Origin of the sequence: Arthrobacter alkaliphilus (genome assembly GCF_021483235.1) — a bacterium.
GTDB lineage: Bacteria > Actinomycetota > Actinomycetes > Actinomycetales > Micrococcaceae > Arthrobacter > Arthrobacter alkaliphilus.
Genome location: NZ_JAKEEC010000029.1, coordinates 15,405 through 41,601, shown reverse-complemented (window position 1 = coordinate 41,601; position 26,197 = coordinate 15,405). Strand labels below are relative to the sequence as shown.

General features: G+C 63.6%; 24 protein-coding genes and 1 tRNA gene. 21 read left to right on the top strand and 4 right to left on the bottom strand.

Going from position 1 to position 26,197, the window contains the following annotated elements; genetic code table 11:
• The first annotated feature begins 8 nt into the window (after positions 1 to 8).
• The 3 genes from L0B83_RS16895 (at position 9) to hisF (ending at position 2,085) form a co-directional block, all read left to right on the top strand.
• Positions 9 to 272, top strand: a complete 264-nt coding sequence (locus L0B83_RS16895) for a phosphoribosyl-ATP diphosphatase (protein ID WP_078105460.1) — start codon at positions 9 to 11, stop codon at positions 270 to 272.
• A gap of 140 nt (positions 273 to 412) precedes the next feature.
• Positions 413 to 1,273 carry an ATP phosphoribosyltransferase gene (gene hisG / locus L0B83_RS16890; protein ID WP_234759733.1) on the top strand — a complete coding sequence of 287 codons (861 nt, stop codon included), beginning with the start codon at positions 413 to 415 and terminating at the stop codon, positions 1,271 to 1,273.
• Between the two features lie 35 nt (positions 1,274 to 1,308).
• Positions 1,309 to 2,085 (top strand): imidazole glycerol phosphate synthase subunit HisF, encoded by a 777-nt coding sequence (gene hisF / locus L0B83_RS16885; protein ID WP_234759720.1) that lies wholly within the window; start codon positions 1,309 to 1,311, stop codon positions 2,083 to 2,085.
• Positions 2,086 to 2,158: 73 nt separating this feature from the next.
• On the opposite strand, the gene L0B83_RS16880 is transcribed toward hisF, so the two are convergent.
• Positions 2,159 to 2,803, bottom strand: coding sequence for a TIGR03085 family metal-binding protein (locus L0B83_RS16880; protein ID WP_234759719.1), 645 nt, complete (start codon positions 2,801 to 2,803; stop codon positions 2,159 to 2,161).
• An 89-nt stretch (positions 2,804 to 2,892) separates the two neighbouring features.
• On the opposite strand from L0B83_RS16880, the gene hisI reads away from it, so the two are divergent.
• The 11 genes from hisI to pyk all read left to right on the top strand — a co-directional run bounded on the left by hisI (position 2,893) and on the right by pyk (position 18,218).
• On the top strand, positions 2,893 to 3,321 hold the full coding sequence (gene hisI / locus L0B83_RS16875) for a phosphoribosyl-AMP cyclohydrolase (protein WP_234759718.1): 429 nt from the start codon (positions 2,893 to 2,895) through the stop codon (positions 3,319 to 3,321).
• A gap of 55 nt (positions 3,322 to 3,376) precedes the next feature.
• A complete protein-coding gene (locus tag L0B83_RS16870) occupies positions 3,377 to 4,957 on the top strand; it encodes an anthranilate synthase component I (RefSeq protein WP_234759717.1) in 1,581 nt (526 codons plus the stop codon).
• On the top strand, positions 4,954 to 5,559 hold the full coding sequence (locus L0B83_RS16865) for a Trp biosynthesis-associated membrane protein (RefSeq protein WP_234759716.1): 606 nt from the start codon (positions 4,954 to 4,956) through the stop codon (positions 5,557 to 5,559). The genes L0B83_RS16870 and L0B83_RS16865 overlap by 4 nt, the downstream gene beginning before the upstream one ends.
• 84 nt (positions 5,560 to 5,643) lie before the next feature.
• Positions 5,644 to 5,916, top strand: coding sequence for an HGxxPAAW family protein (locus L0B83_RS16860; protein ID WP_234759715.1), 273 nt, complete (start codon positions 5,644 to 5,646; stop codon positions 5,914 to 5,916).
• Between the two features lie 2 nt (positions 5,917 to 5,918).
• On the top strand, positions 5,919 to 6,737 hold the full coding sequence (trpC, locus tag L0B83_RS16855) for an indole-3-glycerol phosphate synthase TrpC (RefSeq protein WP_234759714.1): 819 nt from the start codon (positions 5,919 to 5,921) through the stop codon (positions 6,735 to 6,737).
• Positions 6,738 to 6,846: 109 nt separating this feature from the next.
• A complete protein-coding gene (gene trpB, locus L0B83_RS16850; RefSeq protein ID WP_234759713.1) occupies positions 6,847 to 8,256 on the top strand; it encodes a tryptophan synthase subunit beta in 1,410 nt (469 codons plus the stop codon).
• Positions 8,253 to 9,065, top strand: coding sequence for a tryptophan synthase subunit alpha (gene trpA / locus L0B83_RS16845; protein WP_234759712.1), 813 nt, complete (start codon positions 8,253 to 8,255; stop codon positions 9,063 to 9,065). Before trpB ends, trpA begins: the two co-directional genes overlap by 4 nt.
• 19 nt (positions 9,066 to 9,084) lie before the next feature.
• A complete protein-coding gene (gene lgt, locus L0B83_RS16840; RefSeq protein ID WP_234759711.1) occupies positions 9,085 to 10,332 on the top strand; it encodes a prolipoprotein diacylglyceryl transferase in 1,248 nt (415 codons plus the stop codon).
• A 262-nt stretch (positions 10,333 to 10,594) separates the two neighbouring features.
• Positions 10,595 to 15,208: a glutamate synthase large subunit gene (gene gltB, locus L0B83_RS16835; RefSeq protein ID WP_234759710.1), complete on the top strand. Its 4,614-nt coding sequence runs from the start codon at positions 10,595 to 10,597 to the stop codon at positions 15,206 to 15,208.
• A complete protein-coding gene (locus L0B83_RS16830) occupies positions 15,201 to 16,658 on the top strand; it encodes a glutamate synthase subunit beta (RefSeq protein WP_234759709.1) in 1,458 nt (485 codons plus the stop codon). Before gltB ends, L0B83_RS16830 begins: the two co-directional genes overlap by 8 nt.
• 57 nt (positions 16,659 to 16,715) lie before the next feature.
• Positions 16,716 to 18,218: a pyruvate kinase gene (gene pyk, locus L0B83_RS16825; protein WP_234759708.1), complete on the top strand. Its 1,503-nt coding sequence runs from the start codon at positions 16,716 to 16,718 to the stop codon at positions 18,216 to 18,218.
• 149 nt (positions 18,219 to 18,367) lie between these two features.
• Here pyk and L0B83_RS16820 read toward each other — a convergent pair whose 3' ends face one another.
• Positions 18,368 to 18,973 carry an ANTAR domain-containing response regulator gene (locus L0B83_RS16820; protein ID WP_234759707.1) on the bottom strand — a complete coding sequence of 202 codons (606 nt, stop codon included), beginning with the start codon at positions 18,971 to 18,973 and terminating at the stop codon, positions 18,368 to 18,370.
• Between the two features lie 196 nt (positions 18,974 to 19,169).
• On the opposite strand from L0B83_RS16820, the gene L0B83_RS16815 reads away from it, so the two are divergent.
• A tRNA-Leu gene (locus L0B83_RS16815) sits at positions 19,170 to 19,251 on the top strand.
• Between the two features lie 88 nt (positions 19,252 to 19,339).
• Positions 19,340 to 20,470, top strand: a complete 1,131-nt coding sequence (locus tag L0B83_RS16810; protein WP_234759706.1) for a tyrosine-type recombinase/integrase — start codon at positions 19,340 to 19,342, stop codon at positions 20,468 to 20,470.
• 292 nt (positions 20,471 to 20,762) lie between these two features.
• Here L0B83_RS16810 and L0B83_RS20030 read toward each other — a convergent pair whose 3' ends face one another.
• Positions 20,763 to 21,047, bottom strand: a complete 285-nt coding sequence (locus L0B83_RS20030; protein ID WP_372461210.1) for a helix-turn-helix domain-containing protein — start codon at positions 21,045 to 21,047, stop codon at positions 20,763 to 20,765.
• A gap of 215 nt (positions 21,048 to 21,262) precedes the next feature.
• Here L0B83_RS20030 and L0B83_RS16805 point away from each other — a divergent pair, with 215 nt between their 5' ends.
• Positions 21,263 to 21,766: a hypothetical protein gene (locus L0B83_RS16805; protein WP_234759705.1), complete on the top strand. Its 504-nt coding sequence runs from the start codon at positions 21,263 to 21,265 to the stop codon at positions 21,764 to 21,766.
• Here the strand turns inward: L0B83_RS16805 and L0B83_RS16800 are convergent.
• Complete coding sequence (locus L0B83_RS16800; protein WP_234759704.1) at positions 21,720 to 22,043, bottom strand: ArsR/SmtB family transcription factor; 324 nt, start codon at positions 22,041 to 22,043, stop codon at positions 21,720 to 21,722. The two genes, L0B83_RS16805 and L0B83_RS16800, sit on opposite strands and share 47 nt — an antisense overlap.
• Before the next feature lie 183 nt (positions 22,044 to 22,226).
• Here L0B83_RS16800 and L0B83_RS16795 point away from each other — a divergent pair, with 183 nt between their 5' ends.
• The 4 genes from L0B83_RS16795 to L0B83_RS16780 all read left to right on the top strand — a co-directional run bounded on the left by L0B83_RS16795 (position 22,227) and on the right by L0B83_RS16780 (position 26,189).
• On the top strand, positions 22,227 to 23,144 hold the full coding sequence (locus tag L0B83_RS16795; RefSeq protein ID WP_234759703.1) for a sigma factor: 918 nt from the start codon (positions 22,227 to 22,229) through the stop codon (positions 23,142 to 23,144).
• A gap of 280 nt (positions 23,145 to 23,424) precedes the next feature.
• Positions 23,425 to 23,913 (top strand): hypothetical protein, encoded by a 489-nt coding sequence (locus tag L0B83_RS16790; protein WP_234759702.1) that lies wholly within the window; start codon positions 23,425 to 23,427, stop codon positions 23,911 to 23,913.
• 299 nt (positions 23,914 to 24,212) lie between these two features.
• Positions 24,213 to 25,037: a C40 family peptidase gene (locus tag L0B83_RS16785; RefSeq protein ID WP_234759701.1), complete on the top strand. Its 825-nt coding sequence runs from the start codon at positions 24,213 to 24,215 to the stop codon at positions 25,035 to 25,037.
• A gap of 567 nt (positions 25,038 to 25,604) precedes the next feature.
• Positions 25,605 to 26,189 (top strand): SIR2 family NAD-dependent protein deacylase, encoded by a 585-nt coding sequence (locus tag L0B83_RS16780; RefSeq protein WP_234759700.1) that lies wholly within the window; start codon positions 25,605 to 25,607, stop codon positions 26,187 to 26,189.
• The last annotated feature ends 8 nt before the right edge of the window (positions 26,190 to 26,197 follow it).

Sequence of the window (26,197 nt, the reverse complement as noted above, 5' to 3'; positions counted from 1 at the left end):
TGTAGGGCGTGAAGAATTTCGAGACGCTGTTCGCAGAACTGAGCGAAAAGGCAGCGACCCGTCCGGCAGGCTCCCGTACCGTGGCCGAATTGGACTCTGGAATCCACGGCATCGGCAAGAAGGTCGTGGAGGAAGCCGCCGAAGTCTGGATGGCTGCAGAGTATGAATCCGATGAGGCTGCCGCCGAGGAAATCTCCCAGCTGCTTTACCACCTGCAGGTCCTGATGCTCGCCAAGGGACTGGGCCTGGAAGACGTTTACAAGCATCTCTAGCCACGTCCGCCCGGTCAGGACCTCCCGAAAGAGGTTCGTGCCGGAGCCCAGCGTGGCCCCCGCGCTCACTGTAGGTTCCCACGGAAAACATGAGCACAATGCCTGAAACCATCCCCTTCCACCCCCACGAAAGTCCCAAAATGCTGCGAGTAGCCGTCCCCAACAAGGGATCCTTGTCCGAAGCCGCCTCCGCTATGTTGTCCGAGGCGGGGTACCGCCAGAGGCGCGATAGCCGCGAACTGGTCATGGTCGATCCCGACAACGACATCGAGTTCTTCTTCCTCCGCCCCCGCGACATCGCCGTGTATGTCGGGCAGGGGACACTCGACGTCGGCATCACCGGCCGGGACCTCCTGCTGGACGCCCAGGTCGAGGCTGAAGAGCTGCTTCCCCTGGGCTTTGCCGCGTCCACCTTCCGCTTCGCCGGCCCCGTCGGCGACTTCTCCGCCGTCGAGCAGCTTGAAGGCAAGCGCCTCGCCACGAGCTACGACGGGCTCCTGCGCCATTACCTCGCCGAGCGGGGCGTCAATGCCAAGGTAGTCCGTCTCGACGGCGCCGTGGAGTCTTCCGTGCGCCTCGGCGTCGCTGACGCGATCGCCGACGTCGTCGAAACCGGCAACACGCTCAAAGCCGCCGGAATGGAAATTTTCGGTGAGCCCATCCTTAAGTCCGAGGCCGTCCTGATTCGCCGCACAGGCGAGGGTGGTGCCGCGAACGGCACCGCGAAGGAGATCGAGGTCCTGATCCGGCGCTTGCAGGGCGTGCTCGTGGCCCGCCAGTACGTCCTCATGGACTACGACATCCGCAAGGACCTGGTGGAATCGGCCGCCACCCTCACCCCGGGCCTCGAATCGCCCACCGTATCGCCGCTGCGCGACTCGGACTGGGTTGCCGTCCGCTCCATGGTTCCGAAAAAGGAAACCAACCGGATCATGGACGAGCTGTACGACCTCGGCGCCCGCGCCATCCTGGTCAGCAGCATCCACGCCTGCCGCATCTGATCCGGCCCGACGAACAGCACACCCAAGGAGTAGCAATGGCTGTAGCAGTACGGGTCATCCCGTGCCTGGATGTCGACGCCGGCCGTGTGGTGAAGGGCATCAATTTCGAGGGCCTTCGCGACGCCGGAGACCCGGTGGAGCTCGCGCACCGCTATGACAACGCCGGAGCGGACGAACTGACGTTCCTTGATGTCACGGCGTCGTCCGGCAACCGCGAAACTACATTCGACGTCGTTCGGCGCACCGCCGAGGAAGTCTTCATCCCGCTGACCGTTGGCGGCGGCGTCCGGGGCGTTGCCGAAGTGGACAAGCTCTTGCGTTTCGGCGCGGACAAGGCCTCCATCAACACGGCCGCCGTGGCACGCCCGGACGTCATCGATGAGATCACCCGGCACTTCGGCTCCCAGGTGCTGGTCCTGTCGGTGGACGCGCGGCGGACGAGGCCCGGTTCCGAACCCACGGCATCGGGCTTCGAGGTGACCACCCACGGTGGACGCCAAGGGACCGGAATCGACGCCGTGGCGTGGGCCAAGGAAGCCGCGGACCGAGGAGTGGGGGAGATCCTCCTGAATTCCATCGACGCCGACGGCACCAAGGACGGTTTCGACCTCGAGCTCATCCGCCTGGTCCGCGCCGCCGTCCGCATTCCGATCATCGCCTCCGGCGGCGCGGGGGAGCCGGCGCATTTCCCGCCCGCGGTGGAAGCAGGGGCCGATGCCGTGTTGGCTGCCTCAGTGTTCCACTTCGGTCCGGATGACATGATGGCGCAGGTCAAGACAGCGATCCGCGAAGCGGGTTTCGAAGTCCGCTAGCGGGTCCATCCACACGCGGGTTGGGTGCGGCTCAGAGGCCGAGGGTCAGGGGCCGACTGTCAGGGGCCGACTGTCAGAGGCCGACTTCGGCCGATTGCAGGAGCGCGACGGCGTCCGGCTGGCCTTCGAACGTGACCAGCGCGTGTTGGGTGCGGCCGTGCGCGTGCATCAGGAGTTCACCCGGCTCGCCCACGATGGCAACGGATACGGGAGCCCGCTTGGCAACATGCCGGGGGCCCGTGGGGCGGACCAAGACGATCCCAAGGTCCACGCCGCGGTAGAGAATGGCTGCCCGCTTGATCAGTTCATCCCACAGGGCGTCCGAGTATTCCTCGTCCAGGGCCCGCGGAGCCCAACGGTCTCCGGCGCGGCGGATGTCTTCCGTGTGCACGAAGTATTCGATGAGGTTCGACGACTCGTCGAGTGCCTTGATTTTCAGGGGGGACAAGGCGGGCGGCCCTGAGCGGAAGGTATTCACCAGCTCGGCGTAATCTTCCGGAGTCTCGAGTTTGGACGCCAGCTTGGCCGTCGCTTTATCCGAGGCGCGGGCGAGGCTCTTGACGAGCAAGCCGATGCCGACGGCCGCTTTGCGCTCCCGCAAGTACAGGTGTGCCGCTAGGTCCCTGGTCAGCCACCCTTCGCAGAGCGTGGGGGAGTCAGGTCCGGCCGCCAGGAGTGTTTCGGCCAGTACTTCGCGGGAGGGATCGACGAAATGCATCACTTGTGAAACTAGCACGAGACGCCCTCTGTTGCGCACTGGAACCGCCACAGATTTTCGGCCCCGGAAGAGGCACTAGACTTGATCTGATGTCTGAGCAGTCAACACCCCCAGCCACGCCCGCTGCCTCTCCCGCCGCGGAGCCCGACGTCGCGCCCGTAAGTCCGCTCACGCAAGAGCTGGCCGCCGCGCTGAAACGCGATTCCGCCGGTCTCGTGGCAGCGATCATCCAGCAATTCGACACCGACGAGGTCCTGATGCTCGGCTGGATGGACGACGAAGCTTTGCACCGGACGCTGACCACGGGACGGGTGACGTTCTTCTCCCGCTCCCGCCAGGAATACTGGCGCAAGGGAGACACCTCCGGGCACGTCCAGTTCGTGAAGTCGGTGGCCTTGGATTGCGACGGCGACGCGCTTCTGGTTCGCGTTGACCAAGTGGGCGCGGCTTGCCACACCGGTACACGCACCTGCTTCGACGGCCGGAGCCTCGCCGCCGTGACAGGCGAGCGGGACTAGCCCACTACACACCATCCACTGAGGCAAGAACACAAGAAAGCGGAGAACACTAACCATGCAGGACCTTGGAATCATCAGCCCGGGCCTGGAGGAGTTCCGCGAACTCGCCGCACACAGCCGCGTCATCCCGGTCCGGCTCAGGGTACTGGCCGACGCCGAGACTCCCATCGGGCTCTACCGCAAGCTGGCCCAGGGCCAGCCCGGCACCTTCCTCCTGGAGTCTGCAGCCGTCGGCGGAGCATGGTCACGCTATTCCTTCATTGGTTCCCGTTCCCGCGCCACCCTGACCAGCAAGGATGGCCAGGCACACTGGATCGGTGAACCTCCCGTCGGCGTGCCGGTGGACGGCAGCCCCGTCGACGCCGTCCGTGACACCATTGCCGCCCTGCAAACGGACCGCTTCCCTGACCTTCCACCCTTCACCTCCGGCCTTGTCGGCTTCCTCGGATGGGAAGCCGTCCGGCACTGGGAGAAGCTGACGAGCCCCCCGGAAGACGACCTCAACCTGCCGGAGCTGGCCCTGAACCTCGTCACCGACATGGCGGTCCACGACAACGTGGACGGCACCGTCTTGTTGATCGCCAACGCGATCAATTTCGACAACAGTTCCGAACGTGTCGACGAGGCCTGGCACGACGCCGTCGCCAGGGTGAAGCGACTGCTGGACCAGATCAGCACACCGGTGCAGCAGCCCGTATCGGTGCTGCAGTCCGAGGCCCTCGACTTCGCGTCCAGCGTCCAGGAACGCTGGAACGAGACGGAATACCTCAACGCGATCGATCGCGGCAAGGAAGCGATCGTGGATGGAGAAGTTTTCCAGGTGGTCATTTCGCGCCGCTTCGAAATGGAGTGTGCCGCGGATCCGCTGGACGTCTACCGCGTGCTGCGCAACACCAACCCGAGTCCGTACATGTACCTCTTCAGCCTCGAAGATGCCGACGGCCGCGAATACACGATTGTCGGTTCCTCTCCCGAGGCCCTCGTGACTGTAACGGGCAATGAGGTCATCACCCACCCGATCGCCGGATCACGGCCGCGGGGCAAGACCGTTGAGGCGGACAAAGCGCTGGCTACGGAGTTGCTCGCGGACCAGAAGGAGCGCGCCGAACACCTCATGCTCGTGGACTTGTCCCGGAACGACCTGTCCAAGGTCTGCGTTGCGGGAACCGTGGACGTCACGCAGTTCATGGAGGTGGAACGCTTCAGCCACATCATGCACCTCGTGTCCACGGTGGTCGGAGAGTTGGCGCCCGGGGCGAAAGCATACGACGTGCTGAAGGCGACCTTCCCCGCCGGTACGCTCTCCGGCGCGCCCAAGCCCCGCGCATTGCGCCTCCTGGACGAACTCGAACCGCACCGGCGCGGCATCTATGGCGGCGTCGTCGGTTACCTGGACTTCGCCGGCGATATGGACATGGCGATCGCCATCCGCTCGGCACTGTTGCGTGAAGGCCGGGCGTACGTCCAGGCCGGCGGCGGCATCGTGGCCGATTCCCACAAGCCGTCTGAGGCACTGGAGACCGTGAACAAGGCCGCGGCACCTTTGCGTGCCGTGCACACCGCGGGAGCGCTCCACAACATTTCCCCGGACGCCGTTTCCGCGGAGCCTGTGGTCGACGGGAACTCCGGCCTGTGAGTGCTCCCCGACCCAAGACGGCCACCACAAAGCCTCCCGTGTGGGCACGGAAGGGCAACTTCGTGCTTGCCACGGCAATTTTCGCCCTAGCCGTTTTCGGGACCACCACGCAAACCTGGATCAACGTGCGGCTCGATCCCGCCGCCACCGCGAACGCGGACCTCCACGTCCAGGGGAGCAAGGCGGCAACAGCGGTGACCGCACTCGCGCTCGTCTCCCTTGCCGGGGGACTGGCGGCGTCCATCGCGGGCAAGGTTTCACGCTGGATCATTGCAGCGATCATTGTGCTTGCCTCGGCCGGCATCCTCATCGCCGCGGTGACCGTCCTGGCCGATCCCCTCGGCGCGGCGCAGGGAACCATCGCGGCGACCACCGGCATTTCGGGTGGCCAAGCGGCTGCGTCATCCACCGTGTTCCCTGTACTTGCCGTCGTCGCCGCCGGCTTGCTTGCGTTGTGCGGCGGCCTGCTGCCCCTCGCGGGCCGGTATTGGAAAGCACGCACCAAGTACGACGTCGCCGGCCGCGCTGCCCTCGCCGGTTCCGGACCCGTCGACGAGATCGACAGCTGGGACAGGTTGTCGCGCGGAGAAGACCCTACATAAGACCGTCCGGACGTCGGACGATGTCCCGGGAGCGGTCAATAAATGGCAGAATGTAAGCAGTATTCACCCTGAGGAGATTTTCACATGAGCAAAACCACAGTGTCCGCGAACAAGGCCCCTGTCTCCGCTGCGAGCCACAGTGACGCCATCGGCCACGGCAACAGCCCGGCCGCGTGGACCTGCGTGATTGTCATGCTGGTTGGGGCCTTAGTGGCCTCCATCGCCTTTGTCATCGCCAGCACCGCCATCTTCATCGGCGGCATCGTCGTGATGGTTGCCGGCCTGATTGCAGGCTGGGCCATGCGCCGGGCCGGCTACGGCGTCGGCGGCAGCAAGCTGAAGAACGCCGGCCACTGACTGTGACCGTTCTTGATGACATCATCGTCGGTGTCAGGGAGGACATGGAGGCACGCCGCCGCCTGGTTGCCCTTGACGAGCTGAAAGAGCACGCCGCGGCCACCGCGCCTGCTCTGGACGCATGGGCTGCCCTGGGTGGTCCATCTGCCAGCCGCGACGAACTGAAAGTCATCGCGGAAATCAAGCGCCGCAGCCCCTCCAAGGGCGATCTCGCGAGCATCCTCGACCCCGCGGCGCTTGCTGTGGAGTACGCTGACGGCGGTGCCTCCGTGATCAGCGTCCTCACCGAGCAGAGGCGGTTCAACGGGTCCCTCGCGGACCTCGACGCGGTCCGTGCCGCCGTCGACATCCCGCTGCTGCGCAAGGACTTCACCGTTGACGAGTACCAGATCTGGGAAGCCCGCGCCCATGGCGCCGACCTCATCCTGCTGATCGTCGCGGCGCTTTCCGACGCACAGCTGCGGGACTTCAGCGCGTTGAGCCGCGAACTCGGCATGAACGTCCTGGTGGAAACCCACACGCCCGAGGAAATCGAGCGTGCCGCGGCAGCCGACGCGCGGATCATCGGGGTGAACGTGCGTAACCTCAAGACGCTCGACGTCGACCGCTCCCTCTTTGCCTCGCTCGCCGGAAGCATACCGGCGGGGGCAGTGGTGGTGGCCGAGTCCGGTGTGCGGAACGCCGACGACGTCGCGCATTACGCGGCAAACGGTGCCGACGCGATCCTTGTGGGGGAGGCGCTTGTGAGTGTCTCCACCCCGCGCGAGCGGATCAGCGAATTCAAGGCGGCCGGAGCCGCCGCCATCGCCGTCAGGACCTGAGACAAGACCTGAATCGCGGCGTGGACCCGGACAGCAGCAGGCGCGGCTGGCAGCTGTCCTGCGGCCCTCGGAAAAACCAAACTACCAACTGAACAGGACGGTGAGACTGATGGTGGACGCATCAACAGCCAACTCGCAAGAGAACGTGGCCGACGCATTCCTACAAGGTGGAGCCTCGCTCCGCAACGCCACCGGGCCGTACTTCGGCTCCTACGGTGGACGCTGGATGCCCGAGTCCCTCATCGCCGCCCTGGACGAAGTCGAGGACACGTTCGAGAAGGCCAAAGCCGATCCTGAGTTCCTTGCCCAGCTGAAGGACCTCAACAAGAACTACTCGGGCCGTCCGTCGCTGCTCACGGAGGCCAAGCGTTTCTCGCAGCACGCCGGCGGGGCGCGCATCTTCCTCAAGCGCGAAGACCTGAACCACACCGGATCCCACAAGATCAACAACGTCCTCGGCCAGGCTTTGCTCGCGAAGCGCATGGGCAAGACCCGTGTCATCGCCGAGACCGGTGCCGGCCAGCACGGAGTTGCCAGCGCCACCGCAGCAGCCCTGCTTGGCCTGGAATGCGTCGTCTACATGGGCGCGGAGGATTGCCGCCGCCAAGCGCTCAACGTGGCACGCATGCAACTCCTGGGCGCTACGGTGGTTCCCGTGACCAACGGATCACAGACGCTCAAGGACGCCATCAACGACGCACTCCGCGACTGGGTCTCCAACGTGGAGACCACCCACTACCTGCTGGGCACCGCTGCCGGGGCGCACCCGTTCCCGGCGATGGTGCGTTTCTTCCATGAGGTCATCGGGGAGGAAGCCCGCGCCCAGATCCTGGAACAGACCGGCAGGCTTCCCGATGCCATATGTGCCTGCATCGGGGGCGGTTCCAACGCGATCGGCCTCTTCCACAGCTTCCTGGATGACGCCTCGGTGAAGATCTACGGCTTTGAGGCCGGGGGCGAAGGTGTCGAAACCGGCCGCCACGCGGCCGCGATCTCCCTGGGACGCCCCGGTGTGCTGCACGGCGCCCGGTCCTACCTCATGCAGGACGAAGACGGCCAGACCATCGAGTCCCACTCGATTTCCGCAGGCCTGGACTACCCGAGCGTCGGTCCGGAACACTCCTACCTGGCGGACATAGGCCGCGTGACGTACGAGGCCATCACGGACACCGAGGCCATGGAAGCGTTCCGCCTGCTTTGCCGGACCGAAGGCATCATCCCCGCCATCGAGTCCTCCCACGCCCTCGCCGGTGCCATCAAGGTGGGCCAGCGGCTCAACGAAGGCAAGGAAAACCCGGCCGACACGATCATCATCGTGAACCTGTCCGGGCGTGGTGACAAGGACGTGGAAACAGCCGCCGAATGGTTCGACATGTTGGATGAGGACGGCCACGTCAAGGGCACCACCCTCTCCACGCGCAAGCCCAAGGGGCCGTCCGTACGCAGCAACCTCGAAATAGAAACAGAAGAACCAAACGGAACAAGCACCGAAGAAGCAAACGAGGGCCAGAACCGATGACCGAGCAGATGAGCAGCAAGTCCGCGGCCGCGATCGACCGCGCGCGGGCGCAGGGCCGGGCTGCCTTGATCGGCTACCTGCCGGCAGGCTACCCGGATGTCCAGTCGAGCATCGACGCCGGCATCGCCATGGCCCGCAACGGCGCCGACCTGATTGAAATCGGCATCCCGTACTCGGACCCCGTCATGGACGGCGCCGTCATCCAGGCTGCGACCACGGAGGCGATCGCCAACGGTTTCCGGGTCGGAAGCGTCTTCGACGTCGTCGCGGGCATTACGGCGGCAACCGACGTCGCGGTGTTGGTCATGACCTACTGGAACCCGGTCATGCGCATGGGCGTCGACGAATTCTCGCGCAGGCTGGCCGACGCCGGGGGAGCCGGGCTCATCACCCCCGACCTCATTCCGGACGAAGCCTCCGAATGGTTCGCCGCATCCGACAAGTACGGCCTCGACCGGGTCTTCCTTGTAGCCCCGTCCTCCACGCCGGAACGCCTCGCCATGACGGTGGAGGCGAGCCGCGGCTTCGTCTACGCCGTCTCCATCATGGGTGTCACCGGCGCCCGGCAGTCAGTCAGCAGCGCCGCGGAGAAGGTTGTGGCCGATACCCACGCAGCCGGCGCCGAACGGGTTTGCGTCGGGCTCGGAGTCTCCACCGCAGACCACGTCCGCGAGATTGCCGCCTATGCAGACGGCGTGATCGTCGGTACCGCCCTGGTAGCGGCACTCCGCGACGGCGGCGTCGACGCCGTCGCCGAACTCACCAAGAACCTCAGCGCCGGCCTCGGCCGTGCCACCGCGCAGGCCTAGAAAAGGAAAAGCGTAGACAATGCAGAGTCTCCTCCACGTCGCGGCAATGGCTCCCATGAGCATTCCGAGCCCCTCATGGTCCGGATTTGATATTCCGCTGCCCGGAGGGAGCCTCCGCATCCATGCCTACGCCCTGTGTATTCTCCTGGGCATCGTCCTGGGCCTCTGGCTCACGGCCGTGCGCTGGAAGCGCCGCGGCACGCCCGAAGGCAGCCTGTGGGACATCGCCATCTGGGCCATCCCCTTCGGCATCGTGGGCGGCCGGCTCTACCACGTCATCTCCTCACCGGACGCCTACTTCGGCCCGGGCTTCAACGGAACGGGTGACCTTTCCCTGATCCCGCAGATCTGGCGGGGCGGCCTGGGCATCTGGGGTGCCGTGGTTCTCGGGATTGTCGGTGCCTGGATCGGCTGCCGCCGTTCCGGCGTCAAGCTCACGGCCTTCATGGATGCCGCAGCCCCCGGCCTCCTGCTGGCCCAAGCGATCGGCCGGTGGGGAAACTGGTTCAACCAGGAACTCTTCGGCGGACCCACTACCTTGCCTTGGGGCCTCCAGATTGACCCCAGCAGCCCCAATTTCCCGGCGGGAATGCCCAGCGGCACCTTGTTCCACCCGACGTTCCTCTACGAATCCATCTGGAACATCATCGGCGTCGCGATCCTCCTCGTCCTGGACCGCCGTTTCCACTTCCGCCGCGGCAGGCTCTTCTGGCTGTACGCCATCTACTACACCCTTGGCCGCGTCTGGATCGAAGCGTTGCGCATCGACGACGCCGAACAGATCAGCCTCTTCGGCATCACCACCCGGCTCAACGTCTGGACGAGCATCTTCGTCTTCGTCGCAGCGCTCGTCGTCTTCATCGTCCTGGGCCTGCGCGGCAGGCCGGAGCCGGACACGGCGTACCTTCCGGGCCACGAGCCCGCCGCGGCGATCGCCGAGGAGGACGAGGCCGCCGCTCACACAGGTGCCGACGCTCACTCAGAGGCCGGCGCTCACTCAGATGCCGACGAGCCGGCCGCTGCCGATGAGGCGCACAGCACAATTGTGACCGATGCCAAGGCCCATGATACGGACGGATCTGTCTCAGATACCGGTGCGCATGGTAATCTCCCGAATAACCAAAGCGATCTGGGCCATACTGCTGAGCCTACGGAAACGGCCGAGGAGTCACATGCCGGCGTCACGTCGGATTCCGGCTCCGCGTCCACCGAAACCACCGCCAGCAGCGCCCCCGGATCCGGGCCGGAAGCTGGCAGCACCAAGTAGCCAGCGCTACGGCACAGGGGAACCGGGCTACCGCCCAGAGGCCCCCGGCCACAGCGTCGTGGCACACTTGGCAGTCGCCCGGCAGCACACAGAGGCTCCGCGGTCAAGCTTGGGTCAGGGGCATGCGTAACTGTTCGTTGCGTATTGTCCGCTGACCTACAATTTCAAGTAACTAGCGCTTTGTTATGCCCGTCACACGGCTGGCAAGGTGGGGCCAGCGTTGTCCCTTCCATTCGCACGATCTCGAGGAAGGACGTCTTCAATGACCCATCTTCATAATCCAAGCTGGTCCGAATCAGCCGAACCGCACGGGACCATTTCGCCGTTCAAGCGTTTCGCTGCGCTCCCGGAAGCCCAGGGACTCTACAACCCTGAGCAGGAAAAGGACGCTTGCGGACTGGCCATTATCGCCACCTTGCGTGGCGAACCCGGCTACGACATCGTGGAAGCGGCCCTGACCGCCCTTCGCAACCTTGAGCACCGCGGCGCCGTCGGCGCGGACGAAGGTACGGGCGACGGCGCCGGACTCCTCATGCAGGTTCCGGACGAGTTCTTCCGGGCCGTCACCGAGTTCGAGCTCCCCGCACCCGGCCAGTACGTGGTGGGTACGGCATTCCTGCCAGCTGAAACCCGCGAGGCGCAGACCGCAAAAGCGGGCATCGAGGCGCTTGCAGCCGATGAGGGCCTGACTGTCCTTGGCTGGCGTGAAGTGCCGGTGGTCGGGGACCTGGTCGGAGCCATGGCCCGTGCCTGCATGCCGTACTTCGCACAGCCGTTTCTTGCTTCCGCGACCGGCGAGGTGCTGGAGCGGAATGAACTTGACTCCCGGGCATGGCGCATCCGAAAGCGCGCCCAGAACAAGTTCGGCGTCTACTTCCCGTCCCTGTCCTCGCGCACCATCGTGTACAAGGGCATGTTGACCACGGCGCAGCTGGAGCCGTTCTACCCGGATCTCTCGGATAAGCGCTTCAAGACCAAGCTGGCGATTGTGCACTCGCGCTTCTCCACCAACACCTTCCCGTCATGGCCGCTCGCACAGCCCTTCCGGACCATCGCCCACAACGGCGAGATCAACACCGTCAAAGGCAACCGGAACTGGATGCGGGCGCGCCAGTCGCAACTCGCGAACCCGCTGCTGGGAGATACGCCTGAAGAGCTGTACCCCATCTGCACGCCCGGCGCCTCCGATTCCGCGTCCTTCGACGAGGTTGCCGAGCTGCTTTGGCTTTCCGGACGGCCCATCACGCATTCGATCATGATGATGATCCCCGAGGCCTGGGAAAACCACGCCACGATGGATCCCGCGCGCCGCGCCTTCTACGAGTACCACTCGTTGCTCATGGAGCCGTGGGACGGTCCCGCCGCAGTATCCTTCACCGACGGCAACCTCGTTGGTGCCACCCTTGACCGCAACGGCCTGCGCCCGGGCCGTTACTGGATCACCGAAGACGGCCTGGTGGTCTTCGCCTCCGAAGTCGGCGTGATCGAGGTCGAGCCGGCCAAGGTGGTCAAGAAGGGCCGTGTTTCGCCGGGCAAGATGTTCCTGGTGGACACCGAAGCCGGCCGCATCATCGACGACGCCGAGGTCAAGGCCGAGGTGGCCGCAGCCAACCCCTGGGCTGAATGGGTCAAGGACAACCTGATCGACCTCAACGACCTTCCCGAGCGCGAGCACGTGCTGCACACCGCAGCATCCGTGAACATCCGCCAGCGGACATTCGGCTACACCACCGAGGAATTGAAGATCCTCCTCGGTCCGATGGCCCGTACCGGGGCCGAACCGCTCGGCGCCATGGGCTCCGACACTCCGGTCGCTGTGCTGTCCAAGCGCCCGCGCCTGCTGTTCGACTACTTCGTGCAGTCATTCGCCCAGGTCACCAACCCGCCCCTGGACGCGATCCGCGAAGAGCTCGTGACTTCGCTGCAGTGCGCCATTGGCCCCAACGGCAACCTTCTCGACGTCGGGCAGGTCCGCCAGCCGCAGATCTCCCTGCCGTTCCCGGTGATCAACAACGACCAGCTCGCCAAGATCGCCAACATCGAGAACGCCGACGGGGACAAGGTCGCCATGAAGGTGCGCGGCCTCTACCGTCCGGAGGGCGGCGAAGCGGCACTGCGGAGCCGCCTCACCGAAATCTGCGAGCAGGTTTCCGGCGCGATCAACCGTGGCGTGCAGTACATCGTGCTGTCCGACCGCGACTCGAACGCGCAGTGGGCGCCGATCCCGTCCTTGCTCCTCGTCAGCGCAGTGCACCACCACTTGCTCCGCAGCGCCAACCGCACCAAGACCGCCCTCGTGGTGGAGGCCGGCGACGTCCGCGAAACGCACCACGTGGCTGTGCTCGTGGGCTACGGCGCTTCCGCCGTGAACCCGTACCTGGCCATGGAATCGGTGGAGCAGCTCATCAGCACCGGCGAAGTGGTGGGCGTGACTCCCGAAGACGGCGTCTACAACCTCATCAAGGGCCTCGGCAAGGGCGTCATGAAGATCATGTCCAAGATGGGCATTTCCACGGTCGCCTCGTACACCGGCGCCCAGACTTTCGAAGCCTTGGGCCTGTCCCAGGACCTCGTCGACGAGTTCTTCTCCGGCACCCACTCGCAGCTGGGTGGCGTCGGCCTGGACGTCATCGCCGCGGAGGTTTCCGCGCGGCACCAGATGGCCTACCCGGAAGGCGGCATCGAGCTGCCGCACCGCCCGCTTCTCGGCGGCGGCGAATACCAGTGGCGCCGCGACGGCGAACCGCACCTGTTCAACCCGGAGACGGTCTTCCGCCTGCAGCACGCGACGCGCGAACGCCGCTACGACATCTTCAAGTCCTACACCAAGGGCGTCGACGACCAGTCCGAGAACCTCATGACCCTCCGCGGGCTCTTGAAGTTCAAGGACAGCCTGCGCCCTGCCGTGCCCCTTGAAGAGGTCGAGCCGGTTTCCAGCATCGTGAAGCGCTTCTCCACCGGAGCGATGAGTTACGGCTCCATCTCCAAGGAAGCCCACGAGACGCTCGCGATCGCCATGAACCGGCTGGGCGCCAAGTCCAACACCGGTGAAGGCGGCGAGGACGTGGACCGCCTGCTCGACCCGGAGCGCCGCTCGGCGATCAAGCAGATTGCGTCCGGCCGTTTCGGCGTGACCAGCCTGTACCTGACCAACGCCGAGGACATCCAGATCAAGATGGCCCAGGGCGCCAAGCCCGGCGAAGGCGGCCAGCTGATGGCGCAGAAGGTGTACCCCTGGGTGGCCCGGACCCGCCACTCAACTCCCGGCGTCGGGCTCATCTCCCCGCCGCCGCACCACGACATCTACTCGATCGAGGACCTCGCGCAGCTCATCTACGATGCCAAGCGGGCCAACCCCTCGGCTCGTGTCCACGTGAAGCTGGTGTCCGAAGTCGGGATCGGCACGGTGGCGTCCGGCGTCACGAAGGCGAAGGCCGACGTCGTGCTCGTCTCCGGGCACGACGGCGGAACCGGCGCCTCGCCGCTCAACTCGCTCAAGCATGCCGGTGTCCCATGGGAGCTCGGCCTCGCCGAGACCCAGCAGACGCTCATGCTCAACGGGCTCCGCGACCGCGTGGTGGTCCAGGTGGACGGCCAGCTCAAGACGGGACGCGACGTTGTCATTGCTGCCCTGCTGGGTGCCGAGGAGTACGGATTCGCAACCGCGCCCCTCGTGGTGTCCGGGTGCATCATGATGCGCGTCTGCCATCTCGATACCTGCCCGGTGGGCGTCGCAACCCAGAACCCCGAGCTCCGCTCGCGTTTCACCGGCAAGCCGGAATTCGTGGTCAACTTCTTCGAATTCCTCGCCGAGGAAGTCCGTGAGCTGCTTGCCGAACTCGGTTTCCGCAGCCTCGAAGAGGCCATCGGCCACGCCGAGGTCCTGGATACCCGCGAAGCTATCGACCACTGGAAGGCCGACGGACTCGACCTCGACCCGATCCTGCACGGCCTTGAGTTCGACGACGATGTTCCGCTGCGGAACCTCACCGGCCAGAACCACGAACTCGACAAGCACTTCGACCAGCGCCTCATCGGCATGGCCGCCGAGGCCTTGAGCGACCGCACGCCCGTGAAGATCACGGTCGACGTCATCAATACGGACCGTTCGGTCGGCACCATGCTCGGACACGTCGTGACCAAGACGTTCGGCGTTGATGTGCTCGCCACAGACACGATCGACATCACCCTGAACGGCACGGCCGGGCAGTCGCTGGGCGCCTTCCTTCCGGCAGGCATCACCCTGCGCATGTTCGGCGACTCCAACGACTACGTCGGCAAGGGCCTCTCGGGTGGCCGCATCATCGTCCGCCCGGACCGTACCAACGTTTTCCAAGCGGAGCGCAACGTCATCGCCGGCAACGTGATCGGCTACGGGGCCACGAGCGGTGAGATGTTCCTGCGCGGCCAAGTGGGCGAACGCTTCCTGGTACGCAACTCGGGTGCCACCGCCGTCGTCGAAGGCATCGGCGACCACGGTTGCGAGTACATGACCGGCGGCCAGACGCTCATCATCGGCCGCACCGGCCGCAACTTCGGTGCCGGCATGTCCGGCGGGACCGCCTACGTGCTGGACCTCCAGCCTGCCCGTGTCAACAAGCAGGCGTTGGATTCCGGCGAGTTGCAGCTCCTTGAGCTCGACGACGAGGACCGCACCATCGTGCACAGCCTCTTGGTCAAGCACCTGGAGGAAACCGAATCCGTCCTCGCAGGCCGCTTGCTCGAAAACTTCGATGACACAGCCGCCCGCATCACCAAAGTCCTGCCGCGCGACTACGCCGCGGTCCTGCAAACCCGTATTGACGCCATTGAAGAGGGCCTTGATCCTGACGGCGAAGAAGTATGGTCCCGAATCCTGGAGGTAACCGGTGGCTGATCCACGCGGATTTCTGAAAGTCCGGCAGCGCGAGACGCAGCCACGCCGTCCTGTCCCCGTGCGCATCATGGACTGGAAGGAAGTCTACGAAGCCCAGGACAGGGGCGTGCTCAAAGCCCAGGCGGGACGCTGCATGGACTGCGGCGTTCCGTTCTGCCACCAGGGCTGCCCGCTCGGGAACCTTATTCCGGAGTGGAACGACCTCATGTGGCGCGGCAAGGGCGAGGAAGCGATCGAGCGCCTTCACGCGACGAACAACTTCCCGGAGTTCACGGGCCGGTTGTGCCCGGCGCCGTGTGAAGCATCCTGTGTCCTGGGTATCAACCAGCCTGCCGTGACCATCAAGCAGGTGGAAGTTTCGATCATCGACGACGCGTTCGAAAACGGCTGGGTCCAACCGCTTCCGCCGGCGCGCCTCACCGGCAAGACGGTCGCCGTCGTCGGCTCCGGACCTGCGGGGCTTGCCGTCGCACAGCAACTGACGCGCGTCGGCCACACCGTGGCCGTCTACGAACGCGACGACAAGATCGGGGGACTGCTGCGCTACGGCATCCCCGACTTCAAGATGGAGAAGGAACAGGTCGACCGCCGCGTCGAGCAGATGAAGGCCGAGGGCACCCGCTTCCGCACGGGTGTGGCGGTCGGAAGCGACGTGACCTGGGAGCAGCTGCGCCGCCGCTACGATTCCGTGGTGATCGCCACCGGCGCCACCGTTCCGCGCGACCTGCCCATCCCCGGCCGCGACCTTGACGGCATCCACTTCGCCATGGACTACCTGGTGCCCGCCAACCGCGTGGTCGCGGGGGAGACCGTGGAGGGCCAGATCGATGCCAAGGGCAAGCACGTGATCATCCTCGGCGGCGGCGACACCGGCGCTGACTGCCTCGGCACGGCGCACCGCCAGGGCGCCGCGTCCGTCACGACCCTCGCGATCGGCAAGCAGCCCCCGCTCGAGCGCGCCTCGCACCAGCCTTGGCCGACGTTCCCCACGCTGTTCGAGGTGGCCAGCGCGCACGAAGAGGGCGGCGAACGCACCTACCTCGCCTCGACCGTTGAGTTTGTGGGCGAAAACGGCAAGCTCACTGGAGTCAAGGTCGCCGAGACCGAGTTCGTTGACGGCAGGCGCCTCCCGAAGGCCGGCACGGAGCGCATCATTCCGGCCGACCTGGTCTTCTTGTCGCTCGGTTTTACGGGGGCCGAGCCTGCCGGAATCACCGAACAGGTCAGCGCAGAATTCGACGGCCGCGGCAACGTGGCCCGAGATGGGTACTACATGACCAACACCGAGGGTGTTTTCGTGGCAGGCGATGCCGGCCGCGGACAGTCCTTGATTGTCTGGGCGATCGCCGAAGGCCGCGCCTGCGCTGCCGCCGTCGACAAGTACCTCATGGGCAGCACCATCCTCCCGGCACCGGTCGCCCCCACCGACCGGGCCATAGCGGTCCTCTAAGGACCGGCGCACGACCCTTTCCCAACTCCAACCGCAGCACACTACTAGGGTAGGTATATGAGACGCGCAAAAATCGTGGCAACGTTCGGACCGGCAATTTCCAGTTTTGACAACACCCTCGCGGTGCTGGAAGCCGGCGTGGACGTCGCCCGCATGAACATGAGCCACGGCGACTACTCGGTACACGACAACACGTACGAGAACGTCCGCAAGGCTTCCGCCCAGCTCCGCAAGCCCGTTGGCATCATGGCCGACCTGCAGGGCCCGAAAATCCGGCTCGGCCGATTTGTCGACGGTCCGCACGAACTCGCCGTCGGTGACACCTTCACGATCACCACCGAGGACGTCCCGGGTACCAAGGAAATCTGCTCCACCACGCTCAAGAGCCTGACTGAAGACGTCAACGTCGGCGACGCCCTGCTGATCGACGACGGCAAGGTTGCCCTGCGCGCCATCGAGGTTGACGACGTCAAGGTGGTTGCCACCGTGACCGTCGGCGGCTGGGTCTCCAACAACAAGGGCATCAACCTGCCCGGTGTTGCTGTCAACGTCCCCGCGTTGAGCGAAAAGGACGAGGACGATCTCCGCTGGGCCCTCAAGCGCGGCGTGGACATGGTTGCGCTGTCCTTCGTCCGTGACGCCGCGGACATTACCCGCGTGCACGAAATCATGGATGAAGCCGGCCGCCGTATCCCGGTCATCGCCAAGATCGAGAAGCCGCAGGCTGTGGACCAGCTTCACGAAATCATCGACGCGTTCGACGCGATTATGGTTGCCCGTGGCGACCTCGGCGTCGAGCTTCCGCTCGAGGAAGTGCCGATCGTCCAGAAGCGCGCCATCGAACTGGCCCGCCGTTGGGCCAAGCCGGTCATCGTGGCCACTCAGGTTCTCGAGTCCATGATCGACAACCCGCGCCCCACCCGCGCAGAGGCGTCCGACTGCGCCAACGCCGTTCTCGACGGCGCCGACGCGGTCATGCTCTCCGGTGAGACCAGCGTCGGCAAGTACCCGATCGAGACGGTCAAGACCATGGCCCGGATCATCGAATCCACCGAAGAGCACGGCCTCGAGCGCGTTCCTCCGCTGGGGACCAAGCCGAAGACCCGCGGTGGCGCCATCACGCGTGCCGCCGTCGAGATCGCCGACCAGCTGGACGCGAAGTTCATCTGTACCTTCACCCAGTCCGGCGACTCGGCCCGACGCCTGTCGCGCCTTCGTCCGGTCAAGCCGGTCTTCGCATTCACGCCCCTTGAGCACGTGTGGAACCAGCTGGCACTGACCTGGGGCATCCAGCCCGTGCTCGTCCCCATGGTGGGCCACACCGACGCCATGACGGCACAGGTTGACCGCAGCCTCCTCGAAATGAAGATCGTGGAGAACGGCGACCTCGTAGTCATCGCGGCCGGTTCCCCTCCCGGACAGGCCGGTTCCACGAACTCGCTCAAGGTCCACAAGGTGGGCGACCTCGCAGACACTTCCCGCATGGAAGAATCCGCGGCCCGCAAGGAAAAGCTCGGACCGTGGCCGGAAAAGAAGAAGAGGGCGAAGGCCAAGGCCTGATCTCTTTAGTGCCGTTTAGGGGCTCCGCCGTTTGGCGGAGCCCCTTTTTTGGGGTTTGGGGCTCTGGCCGCGGTGGGCCGGCGGGGCCGGCCGCGGGGACGACGAAGGGCGCCGCTTCGAGTGGAAGCGGCGCCCTTCGAAGGGGAGTGCTAGTTGACCTGGTTGATGATGGTCTCGGCTACCTCGCGCATGCTGAGGCGGCGGTCCATGGAGGTCTTCTGGATCCACCGGAATGCTTCCGGCTCGGTGAGGCCCATCTTGGTGGTCAGGAGGCTCTTGGCGCGCTCTACAAGCTTGCGCGTGGCGAACTGCTCCTGAAGGTCGCTCACCTCGTTTTCGAGGGCCCTGATCTCTTCGTGGCGGGAAAGCGCGATTTCGATGGCCGGGACCAAGTCCGCAGGGGTGAAAGGCTTGACGACGTAGGCCATGGCGCCGGCGTCGCGGGCGCGCTCCACGAGTTCCTTCTGGCTGAACGCTGTCAGCAGGACCACGGGGGCAATCCGCGCCTTGACGATCTTCTCCGCTGCCGAGATGCCGTCCATGACCGGCATCTTGACGTCCATGAGGACCAGATCAGGCTTCAGTTCCTCGGCCAGCTGTACGGCCTTCTCACCGTTGTCGGCCTCGCCGACAACGTCGAAGCCCTCGCCCTTCAAGATCTCGATGATGTCCAGGCGGATGAGGGTTTCATCTTCTGCGACAACTACGCGGCGTGCCGGCTGGGATGCGGGCTTAGACTCCGTCTGTTCTGACACGGGATCTCCTTCAAGACGTACGGCGGGGTTCTCAACCATCTTAGTTGTACGCGGTCCTTGCGTATGATTTATGGCTCGGCCGAGCCGGTTCTGGAAATTAGCCTATCTGCATGTAGAGTAGTTTCGCGCACTGCAACAGGGAGCGTTGAGTTCTGTGAAGAGCCTGACGTCGGTTAGTCTTGTTTCGGTGTTCCGCGCCCGAGTGGCGGAATTGGCAGACGCGCCGCACTCAAAATGCGGTATCGAAAGGTGTGTGGGTTCGAGTCCCACCTCGGGCACAGTGTTTCTGCAGGTCAAAGTGGTTTTGGGCTTCTGAGTGTGCACAAAATCTCGTCTTTTGTGCACACGAAGCCTAGAATTTGGGCTATGGCCAGCATTTGGGAGCGCAAAAAATCTGACGGATCGACTTCGTTCACAGTCCGCTGGCGCAACCCCGAGACGCGTAAGCAAGAAGGAATCACCTTCTCCACGGCATCAGAAGCAGAGACCCTCAAGCGGCTGCTCGATGCAAACAACCAGTCCTTTGAAATCGCCCAGCACGCGATGATCAAGAACCAAACCAAAGCGCCCAGCGTCGCGGCCGTCATCCAGGAACATATCGACCTTTTGGTGCGGCCTTCTGTCGGCACGGTCCACACGTACCAAACGATGCTGAGGCTGCATATCGCCGATGTCATTGGTCACATTCCCGTGGACAAGCTGGACTACCGGCATTTGACCTACTGGATCAAGACGATGCAGGCAAAGGGTAGGTCTCCGAAGACCATCAAAAACAACCATGGATTGATCTTTTCGGCCATGGAGACGGCTGTGATGCTGCGATACCGAAAGGACAATCCTTGTCGGGGGGTCCAGCTCCCCTCCGGCGAGAAAGCCGAGGATGAAGCAAGGTTCCTGACTCACGCCGAGTTCGGGTTGATTCTCGAGGGTATGGGGGAGCGGTACAAGGCTTTTACCGAGTTCTTGGTGATGACTGGAACGCGTTTTGGAGAAGCAACAGCCGTGACCGTCGCCGACGTCGATCTGATGTCCAAGCCTGCCACCATGCGTATCAACAAAGCGTGGAAGCGCGGCGCTGACTCCGAGTACTACATCGGCGCGACCAAGACTGGTGCAGGGAAACGGACGGTCTCGTTGAACCCTCAATTGGTGGAGATCCTGATTCCCCTAGTGGCCAGCCGACCCGGTTCTGACCTCTTGTTCACGACGCCCAAGGGTGAGCGCATAGTTCACAAGCTGTACTGGCATCATTACTGGGTTCCCGCGGTTGAGGCCGCACAAGCCCGCGGTTTGAAGAAGTCACCTCGAATCCACGACCTGCGGCATACACATGCTTCCTGGCTGATTCAGGACGGCGTCTCTTTGTTCACAGTTTCGAGGCGCCTCGGGCATGCATCAACTCGGACAACTGAGCAGGTTTATGGCCACCTCATGCCTCAAGCGCTGCAGGATGCCGCGGATGCTGTCGAGCGATCGTCGATTGCGTGGCGAGCCTAAGGGCGTCTGTCAACACTACGAAATCCTCTGTTGTGATCGAGCTCGTGTCCCAATCATCCTCGGCGTAGACGTTGGTGTTGCAGTTGCCCTGACCTCGCGCAGCTCGGCAATCTCCTTTAGGTGGCCGGACGTGAATATGATCTTGCCCTTTCCCCAGACGACATGGGGGAACTCGCCCTTTGTCGCGCCCTCCCGAAGCCATGCCTCGGAACACTTGAGCACTGAGGCGGCCTCAGCTGGCTCGAAAAATTCGAGTTTCATGCGAGCTCACTCGATCCTCTCGTGGTCGCTCCTAGGACGAGAAACTTCTCCTGCCTTCGTCCATGGTTTCCGGTGGCTCGCACGGCATGACACGCACCTCGAAAATCAGGGCTGTTTCCCGTAGCAGCTCCTGAACCTGCTGGGGGTGAACCGTGAATCGGTGTGATCGGTTCTGCACGAGGCCCTGCTCGCGCATTAGATGGAGGTGCCGTCGGATCGCCGACGGCGAGACCTGGAGCTCGTCGCAGATTTGGGCGCAGGTGGCCGGGCCCCTTCGGACAAGAAACCGGACGATCCGACTTCTCGTTTTATTCATCAGGATGTTCGACATTGAGACCACAGCCTGGGTGTTGACGGGACCTGCTCCTGTAGACGGGTCTACAGGAGCAGGGTACGCCTCCTGGAATCGCGATGGAAGATCCGTGTAGCAACTCCGGTTGCCCGGCGGATGCTGCCCACGGAATACTGGGACGCGGAGGCCGGTACACGAGCGGCTTGGCGGACGACTGTGGTGGCGGGAGGGGACGGAGAATGCGCGATGACGGGGAATCTCAAGGTGACGCATTGTCTCCGCAAGCCCAACTTGCACGTCGTCTGAATCTTTTGCTCGATGTCGTGGTAGCCGAGCGTGGCAAGCCCGTGACTTTCAACGAAGTCCAATCCGAACTTGCGGCCAAAGGAATCAAGCTTTCCCGGGCCCGCTGGTTCTACATGAAAGAGGGGACTGGCCGGCTTGTCACGGACCGGGTCCTGCTAACCGGTCTGTGCAATCTGTTCAATGTCGATCCGTCCTACTTGATCGGTGACGATGCTGAATTGCCGGAACGCATTGACTCGCAGCTCGAGTTCGTCAGATCGTTGCGGGCGGCCCGGGTTAAGTCCTTTGCCGCCCGGACACTGGGCGATGTATCGCCCGAAACGCTGCGCGCCATCACAGAATTCCTCAACAGGGACATCAGCCTCCACCCAGAAGGAGAACAGGCCGCGGCTACTCCTCAAGTAGGTACTGCAGATGGGCCGCCAGCAGTTCCTTGATTCGTGCACCGTTGGCTGAATAGCGCGGAGAACGCCCGTGCCTCCGGCCTGGTTCAACGTCTACCGTTATCGCGCCGGACTCTTCAAGGGCCAGGAGATGTTTAGCCACACTCGGCTCGCGGGCGCTCACTGCGTCCACGATGTCCCCCCGGGTTGCGGGGCCGTGCGCTGAAAGGTAGCGGAGAATTTCGTTTCGAGATCTGTTGCCAAATGTCGCGACTGCCGCTTCGACGTCGGCGGACCACGCGTCGTCGTGAGGCTGGGTGATCCGTGGCATGGAACCATTCTTGTCGAACAGCAACGAAAAAGTAAGTCTCGCAGTCTTGACAATATTTTAAATACTCTTGACGATAGTTTGCATAGCTTTGCTGCGATTCTGGGCGCGAACCGGTTCTGGCCGTTGCGCCTAACCGGCGCCGGGGAAGCTGACGCCAGAGCTCATTCGCGTCTGACTGTCGAAGTGGTGAACACGATGGATGTCAATGCCAGGGCAATCGGCGCCCGGCACTATCAACCAGCATCAAGCAGTATTGACATTTCCTTGAGCAGGTCCCCAGATCCTGCCGACTTCCCTGTCCAAATCGATCAAATAATGGTGGCCGTCGAAGGCGTGCGGTCCTACGTCGTTTCCCGACTGTCGCGGATCGGCCGCGCGTGCGATGTCGATGACGTCATGCAAGATATCCGGATGGCCGTTTGGGACGGGATCAGGCGCGGCCACTATCGCCAGCTTCCGGGAGTGAGATTCGAGGCTTGGGTTCAGGGAGTGTCTGCCAACGTGTGCGCATCGCACATCCGTCGTGAACTGGCCCATGAGACGCTTCCGCTGCTCGTCGATCCCGCAGGGGCCGCTGAGGACGCGCCACCCGATGCATTGGCCGTTCTGGGCATTGATCGGGGGTGGGACGGTGGCGCCGATAAAGCCATTGACCAGGATTGGGCGCGAACAATTATTGCCCTGACACGGGCCAGCGTCCGCGAGGACGTTTGGGAACTTGCCCTCGACAGCCTCACCACCCCGCGTCAATACGGTCCGCCGTCAGCGCAGGATCGTCGACGGTGGCGTGCGGTGACAGTTGTACGCCACACGGCGCGGACAGTTCAAAACGCCCTTGATGTAAAGCGGTCAGATCTTCGGAGCGTTGAGGCTGTCTGCCACAACTCGGTGGAATGCCTCCCGACGCCGGTGCTGCGCAGGGTTGCCGCATGCATCGTTCGTCGAGATGTGCGCGGGTCGGAGCGAACCAGAGTCTTGGAGTCATTGGCCACGGAGCTCGGTGTCACAGAACGCTATCTGGCTGTGCAGATCGGCTTTGCCCGCCGCTTGTATCAGGCCTCCTGGCGGATTCTTCGAAACGGGATGGCGCGAGCCTCCTGAGTCATGGTGTATCCCGAGGTTCTCGTCATGAACTGGTGAGGAGGCTGGTATGACGATACAACGGAGGCGCCCACAGCGACGTAGGAGCGGATTGAGGGCTTGGTGGTTCGGCGTCGTAGTTCTCTCGAGCTTGGCCGTCGTGCTCTTGGTTCTCACGCGCCCTCCGACCGGGGTCAGATCGGGGATTGTCCCTCTATCGAGCGCCGCGTCGTCCCCTTCGAGCTCAGCGACCCCGAGCAGTTCGCCGCCGGCACCATCGCCTACGGCCACATCGGAATTGGTGTCCGCAGTTGACGAGCCTCATACGACGGATTACCGGAAGCTTTCTGAAGCGGCAGCGACGGCGATTTACACCTGGGACGCGCGAACGGCGTCGTACTCTGAGGTTTACTCCCGCCTCCGGGACTGGTGGGTGGTCCTGCCTGATGCTTCCAATCCCTTATCGGTTCTTGTGCAGGAGTTTGAGGCGACCGGCGTAAATGCCGGGACGTATGCGTCATTGACGGCACTTCATGCACGCCGTTCGGCAAAGGCTCAGTCCGTTCTGTGCGACGGCGAATTGGCCAAAGTGCGTGAGCACCCGGCGCCCTGGACGGGGCTGCACGTGTGCACGGTGACTTTGGGTGTCGTGGATCAATCCGATTCGGATCACAACGGGTACGTGGCTCCTGTAAGTGTCATGGTGAATTGCCCGCCGGCGACGACAGCGCCAGACGATCATTGCGTTCTGGTCGCCTTCTACGCGACGCCAGGCAGGATCGTCTACTGATGCCAGCTGTAGCAATTCTGGCCGGCTTGACGAAGCGCCGGGTGATCGCGCAGGCGTCGATTGCCGCTGCGACTTCGACGGGGCTTTTCCTTGTGTGTGCGTTCTGTGCAGGCGTGGCAGTGTTTGCAGCCGGATCAGCGGCTTCCGCCTATGTCTGCACCTTAGGCGCGGATGCAATAGGGCCACCCTCGTCGAATAGTTCCGGAGGCTTGGAGATTCAGCCACAGGGCCTGCCGCCGATCATTCTGACCCCTGGGCAGCGATCGGTTGCGAGGACCTACATAGCGGTGGGAAAACAAATGGGGGTCCCGAAAGACGGTCAAGTCATCGCCATCATGATGGCCCTCCAAGAGTCCAGTCTGCGAGTCTTGGCGAATTCGAATGTCCCAGACTCGCTTCAATTCGCGCACGACGGCGTCGGCAACGACCACGATTCTGTTGGCACCGCCCAACAACGGCCAGGCGCTGGCTGGGGGACGATCGGGGAACTGATGGATCCCGTCTACGATGCGCAGGCTTTCTACGGCGGCCCGACTGGTCCTAACCACAGCAGTCCGCGCGGATTGCTCGATGTTGCTGGCTGGGAGTCTTTGGCCAAAGGTGCCGCTGCTCAGGCGGTACAACTGTCCGCTTTTCCTGAGCTGTATGCGCGGTGGGAGCCGGAGGCCACGGCAATCGTGGACGCGCTCGCGGATGGCGCTGTGCCGGCGTCCTGCGGCAGTTCAACAAACGGCCCGGCGCTGCGGGGCTTGACGCCGAATCTGAGCCAGATTCGGAAGGACCTTCTGCGTTTTGCTCAGGAGGGCGTGGGTGGTGCTTACGTGTGGGGCGGCACGGCGTTCAAGGCCTGGGACTGCTCCGGATATGTTCAATGGATCTACAGGCAGGCAGGGATCCACTTGCCACGAGTGGACCAGTGGACCGTTGGGCACCAAACAGACAAACCGCAGCCGGGGGACCTCGTGGTCCAGGATCCACAAGGGCCCAACAACTGGGGGCACGTGGGCATCTACGCTGGTAACGGCATGATGTATAGCGCGCTCAACCCGGCGGTCGGGACCTTGTTGCATCCCATTGATTGGAACGCCGGAACGGCCTATTTCGATCTCACGGGAGCCATGTAGTCATCCACATCGACAATGTTCTGTGCCAATGCATTTGGCTCACACGAATCGCTAGTCCCTGAGCGCCCTAACTAGGTATGCCACCCATGGCCGCTGCCGACAGGAGTCGCAGAGAAATGTCGCTGAGGTAGGCGCTCGCACCCCTGCGCTGCTCGTATCCATGCCCGAAAGGCTGGCCCGAGGCTGCCTCGAGCCTACGGGCACAAGGTCACCGCGGCAGGTATCCTGCTCGTACGCAACCGGAAACGCCATCGGCTGGTGGTAACTTCGACTCTAGTGGGCAGCAAACATCCAAAGCTGCGAGCCTCGGGTTTTGTGTCAATGCCGGGGGATGCGCATCAGGACCGGAAGGAAGGCGTAGACCTTTTGGGAGTAGTAGCAGATTACCTTGGCCCTCATCTAAAGGGTCTGGCCGGACCGTACCTCTTCGTAGGTTCCGGATTGTCTCGCCGGTATGCGGGCATCCCTGACTGGGAGGGGCTTCTGCGGCATTTCGCGGACCTGACATCTAACCCGTATGCCTACTAAAAAGGTCTCGCCGGTAGTGATCTACCAAAGACCGCCAGCTTGATTGCTGATGCGTTCTACCCGGTGTGGTGGAAGTCCCCGGACTTCGAGGCGTCCAGAGCCAAATGGCAGGATCAGGTGACCGATCCATCATCTGCCCTGAAGATTGAAGTCGCCAATCTGGTTGACATCAAGGTTGCCAGCACTCCCATACCGCCCGACCATGCGGCTGAGTTCGATCTGCTCAAGGCCGTAGACGCCGATGGCGTCATCACCACGAACTACGATCCCCTCCTGTCAAAGGCATTCGAGAGCTATACCGCGTTTGTCGGTCAGGATCAGCTCCTGTTCTCTGACACTCAAGGAATCGCTGAGATCTACATGATTCACGGTTCCTCGACCGACCCCGGCTCACTTGTACTCACAGCAGAGGACTATCAAGACTTCCGAGACCGTAACGCCTACCTGGCGGCCAAGCTGATGACTGTCTTCGTCGAACACCCTGTCATCTTCCTTGGCTACAGCATGAGCGATCTGAACATTCAGGAAATCCTGGAATCGCTTGTAGCTGCGATGCGCGGTAAGAACGTAGATAAACTGCGTGACCGGTTGATATTCCCACTGGCGACCTACCTCCTCGCCTGAGGTCCGAA

Bases quoted from the DNA above. Each gene is read 5' to 3' on its own strand.
- hisI (WP_234759718.1), top strand. From the start codon at position 2,893: ATGTCTGAGCAGTCAACACCCCCAGCCACGCCCGCTGCCTCTCCCGCC.
- trpB (WP_234759713.1), top strand. From the start codon at position 6,847: ATGGTGGACGCATCAACAGCCAACTCGCAAGAGAACGTGGCCGACGCA.
- L0B83_RS16805 (WP_234759705.1), top strand. From the start codon at position 21,263: ATGCGCGATGACGGGGAATCTCAAGGTGACGCATTGTCTCCGCAAGCC.
- L0B83_RS16800 (WP_234759704.1), bottom strand. From the start codon at position 22,043: ATGCCACGGATCACCCAGCCTCACGACGACGCGTGGTCCGCCGACGTC.
- gltB (WP_234759710.1), top strand. From the start codon at position 10,595: ATGACCCATCTTCATAATCCAAGCTGGTCCGAATCAGCCGAACCGCAC.
- L0B83_RS16860 (WP_234759715.1), top strand. From the start codon at position 5,644: ATGAGCAAAACCACAGTGTCCGCGAACAAGGCCCCTGTCTCCGCTGCG.
- lgt (WP_234759711.1), top strand. From the start codon at position 9,085: ATGCAGAGTCTCCTCCACGTCGCGGCAATGGCTCCCATGAGCATTCCG.
- L0B83_RS20030 (WP_372461210.1), bottom strand. From the start codon at position 21,047: ATGAATAAAACGAGAAGTCGGATCGTCCGGTTTCTTGTCCGAAGGGGC.
- L0B83_RS16785 (WP_234759701.1), top strand. From the start codon at position 24,213: ATGGGGGTCCCGAAAGACGGTCAAGTCATCGCCATCATGATGGCCCTC.
- L0B83_RS16870 (WP_234759717.1), top strand. From the start codon at position 3,377: ATGCAGGACCTTGGAATCATCAGCCCGGGCCTGGAGGAGTTCCGCGAA.
- hisG (WP_234759733.1), top strand. From the start codon at position 413: ATGCTGCGAGTAGCCGTCCCCAACAAGGGATCCTTGTCCGAAGCCGCC.
- L0B83_RS16810 (WP_234759706.1), top strand. From the start codon at position 19,340: ATGGCCAGCATTTGGGAGCGCAAAAAATCTGACGGATCGACTTCGTTC.
- trpA (WP_234759712.1), top strand. From the start codon at position 8,253: ATGACCGAGCAGATGAGCAGCAAGTCCGCGGCCGCGATCGACCGCGCG.
- pyk (WP_234759708.1), top strand. From the start codon at position 16,716: ATGAGACGCGCAAAAATCGTGGCAACGTTCGGACCGGCAATTTCCAGT.
- L0B83_RS16880 (WP_234759719.1), bottom strand. From the start codon at position 2,803: ATGCATTTCGTCGATCCCTCCCGCGAAGTACTGGCCGAAACACTCCTG.
- hisF (WP_234759720.1), top strand. From the start codon at position 1,309: ATGGCTGTAGCAGTACGGGTCATCCCGTGCCTGGATGTCGACGCCGGC.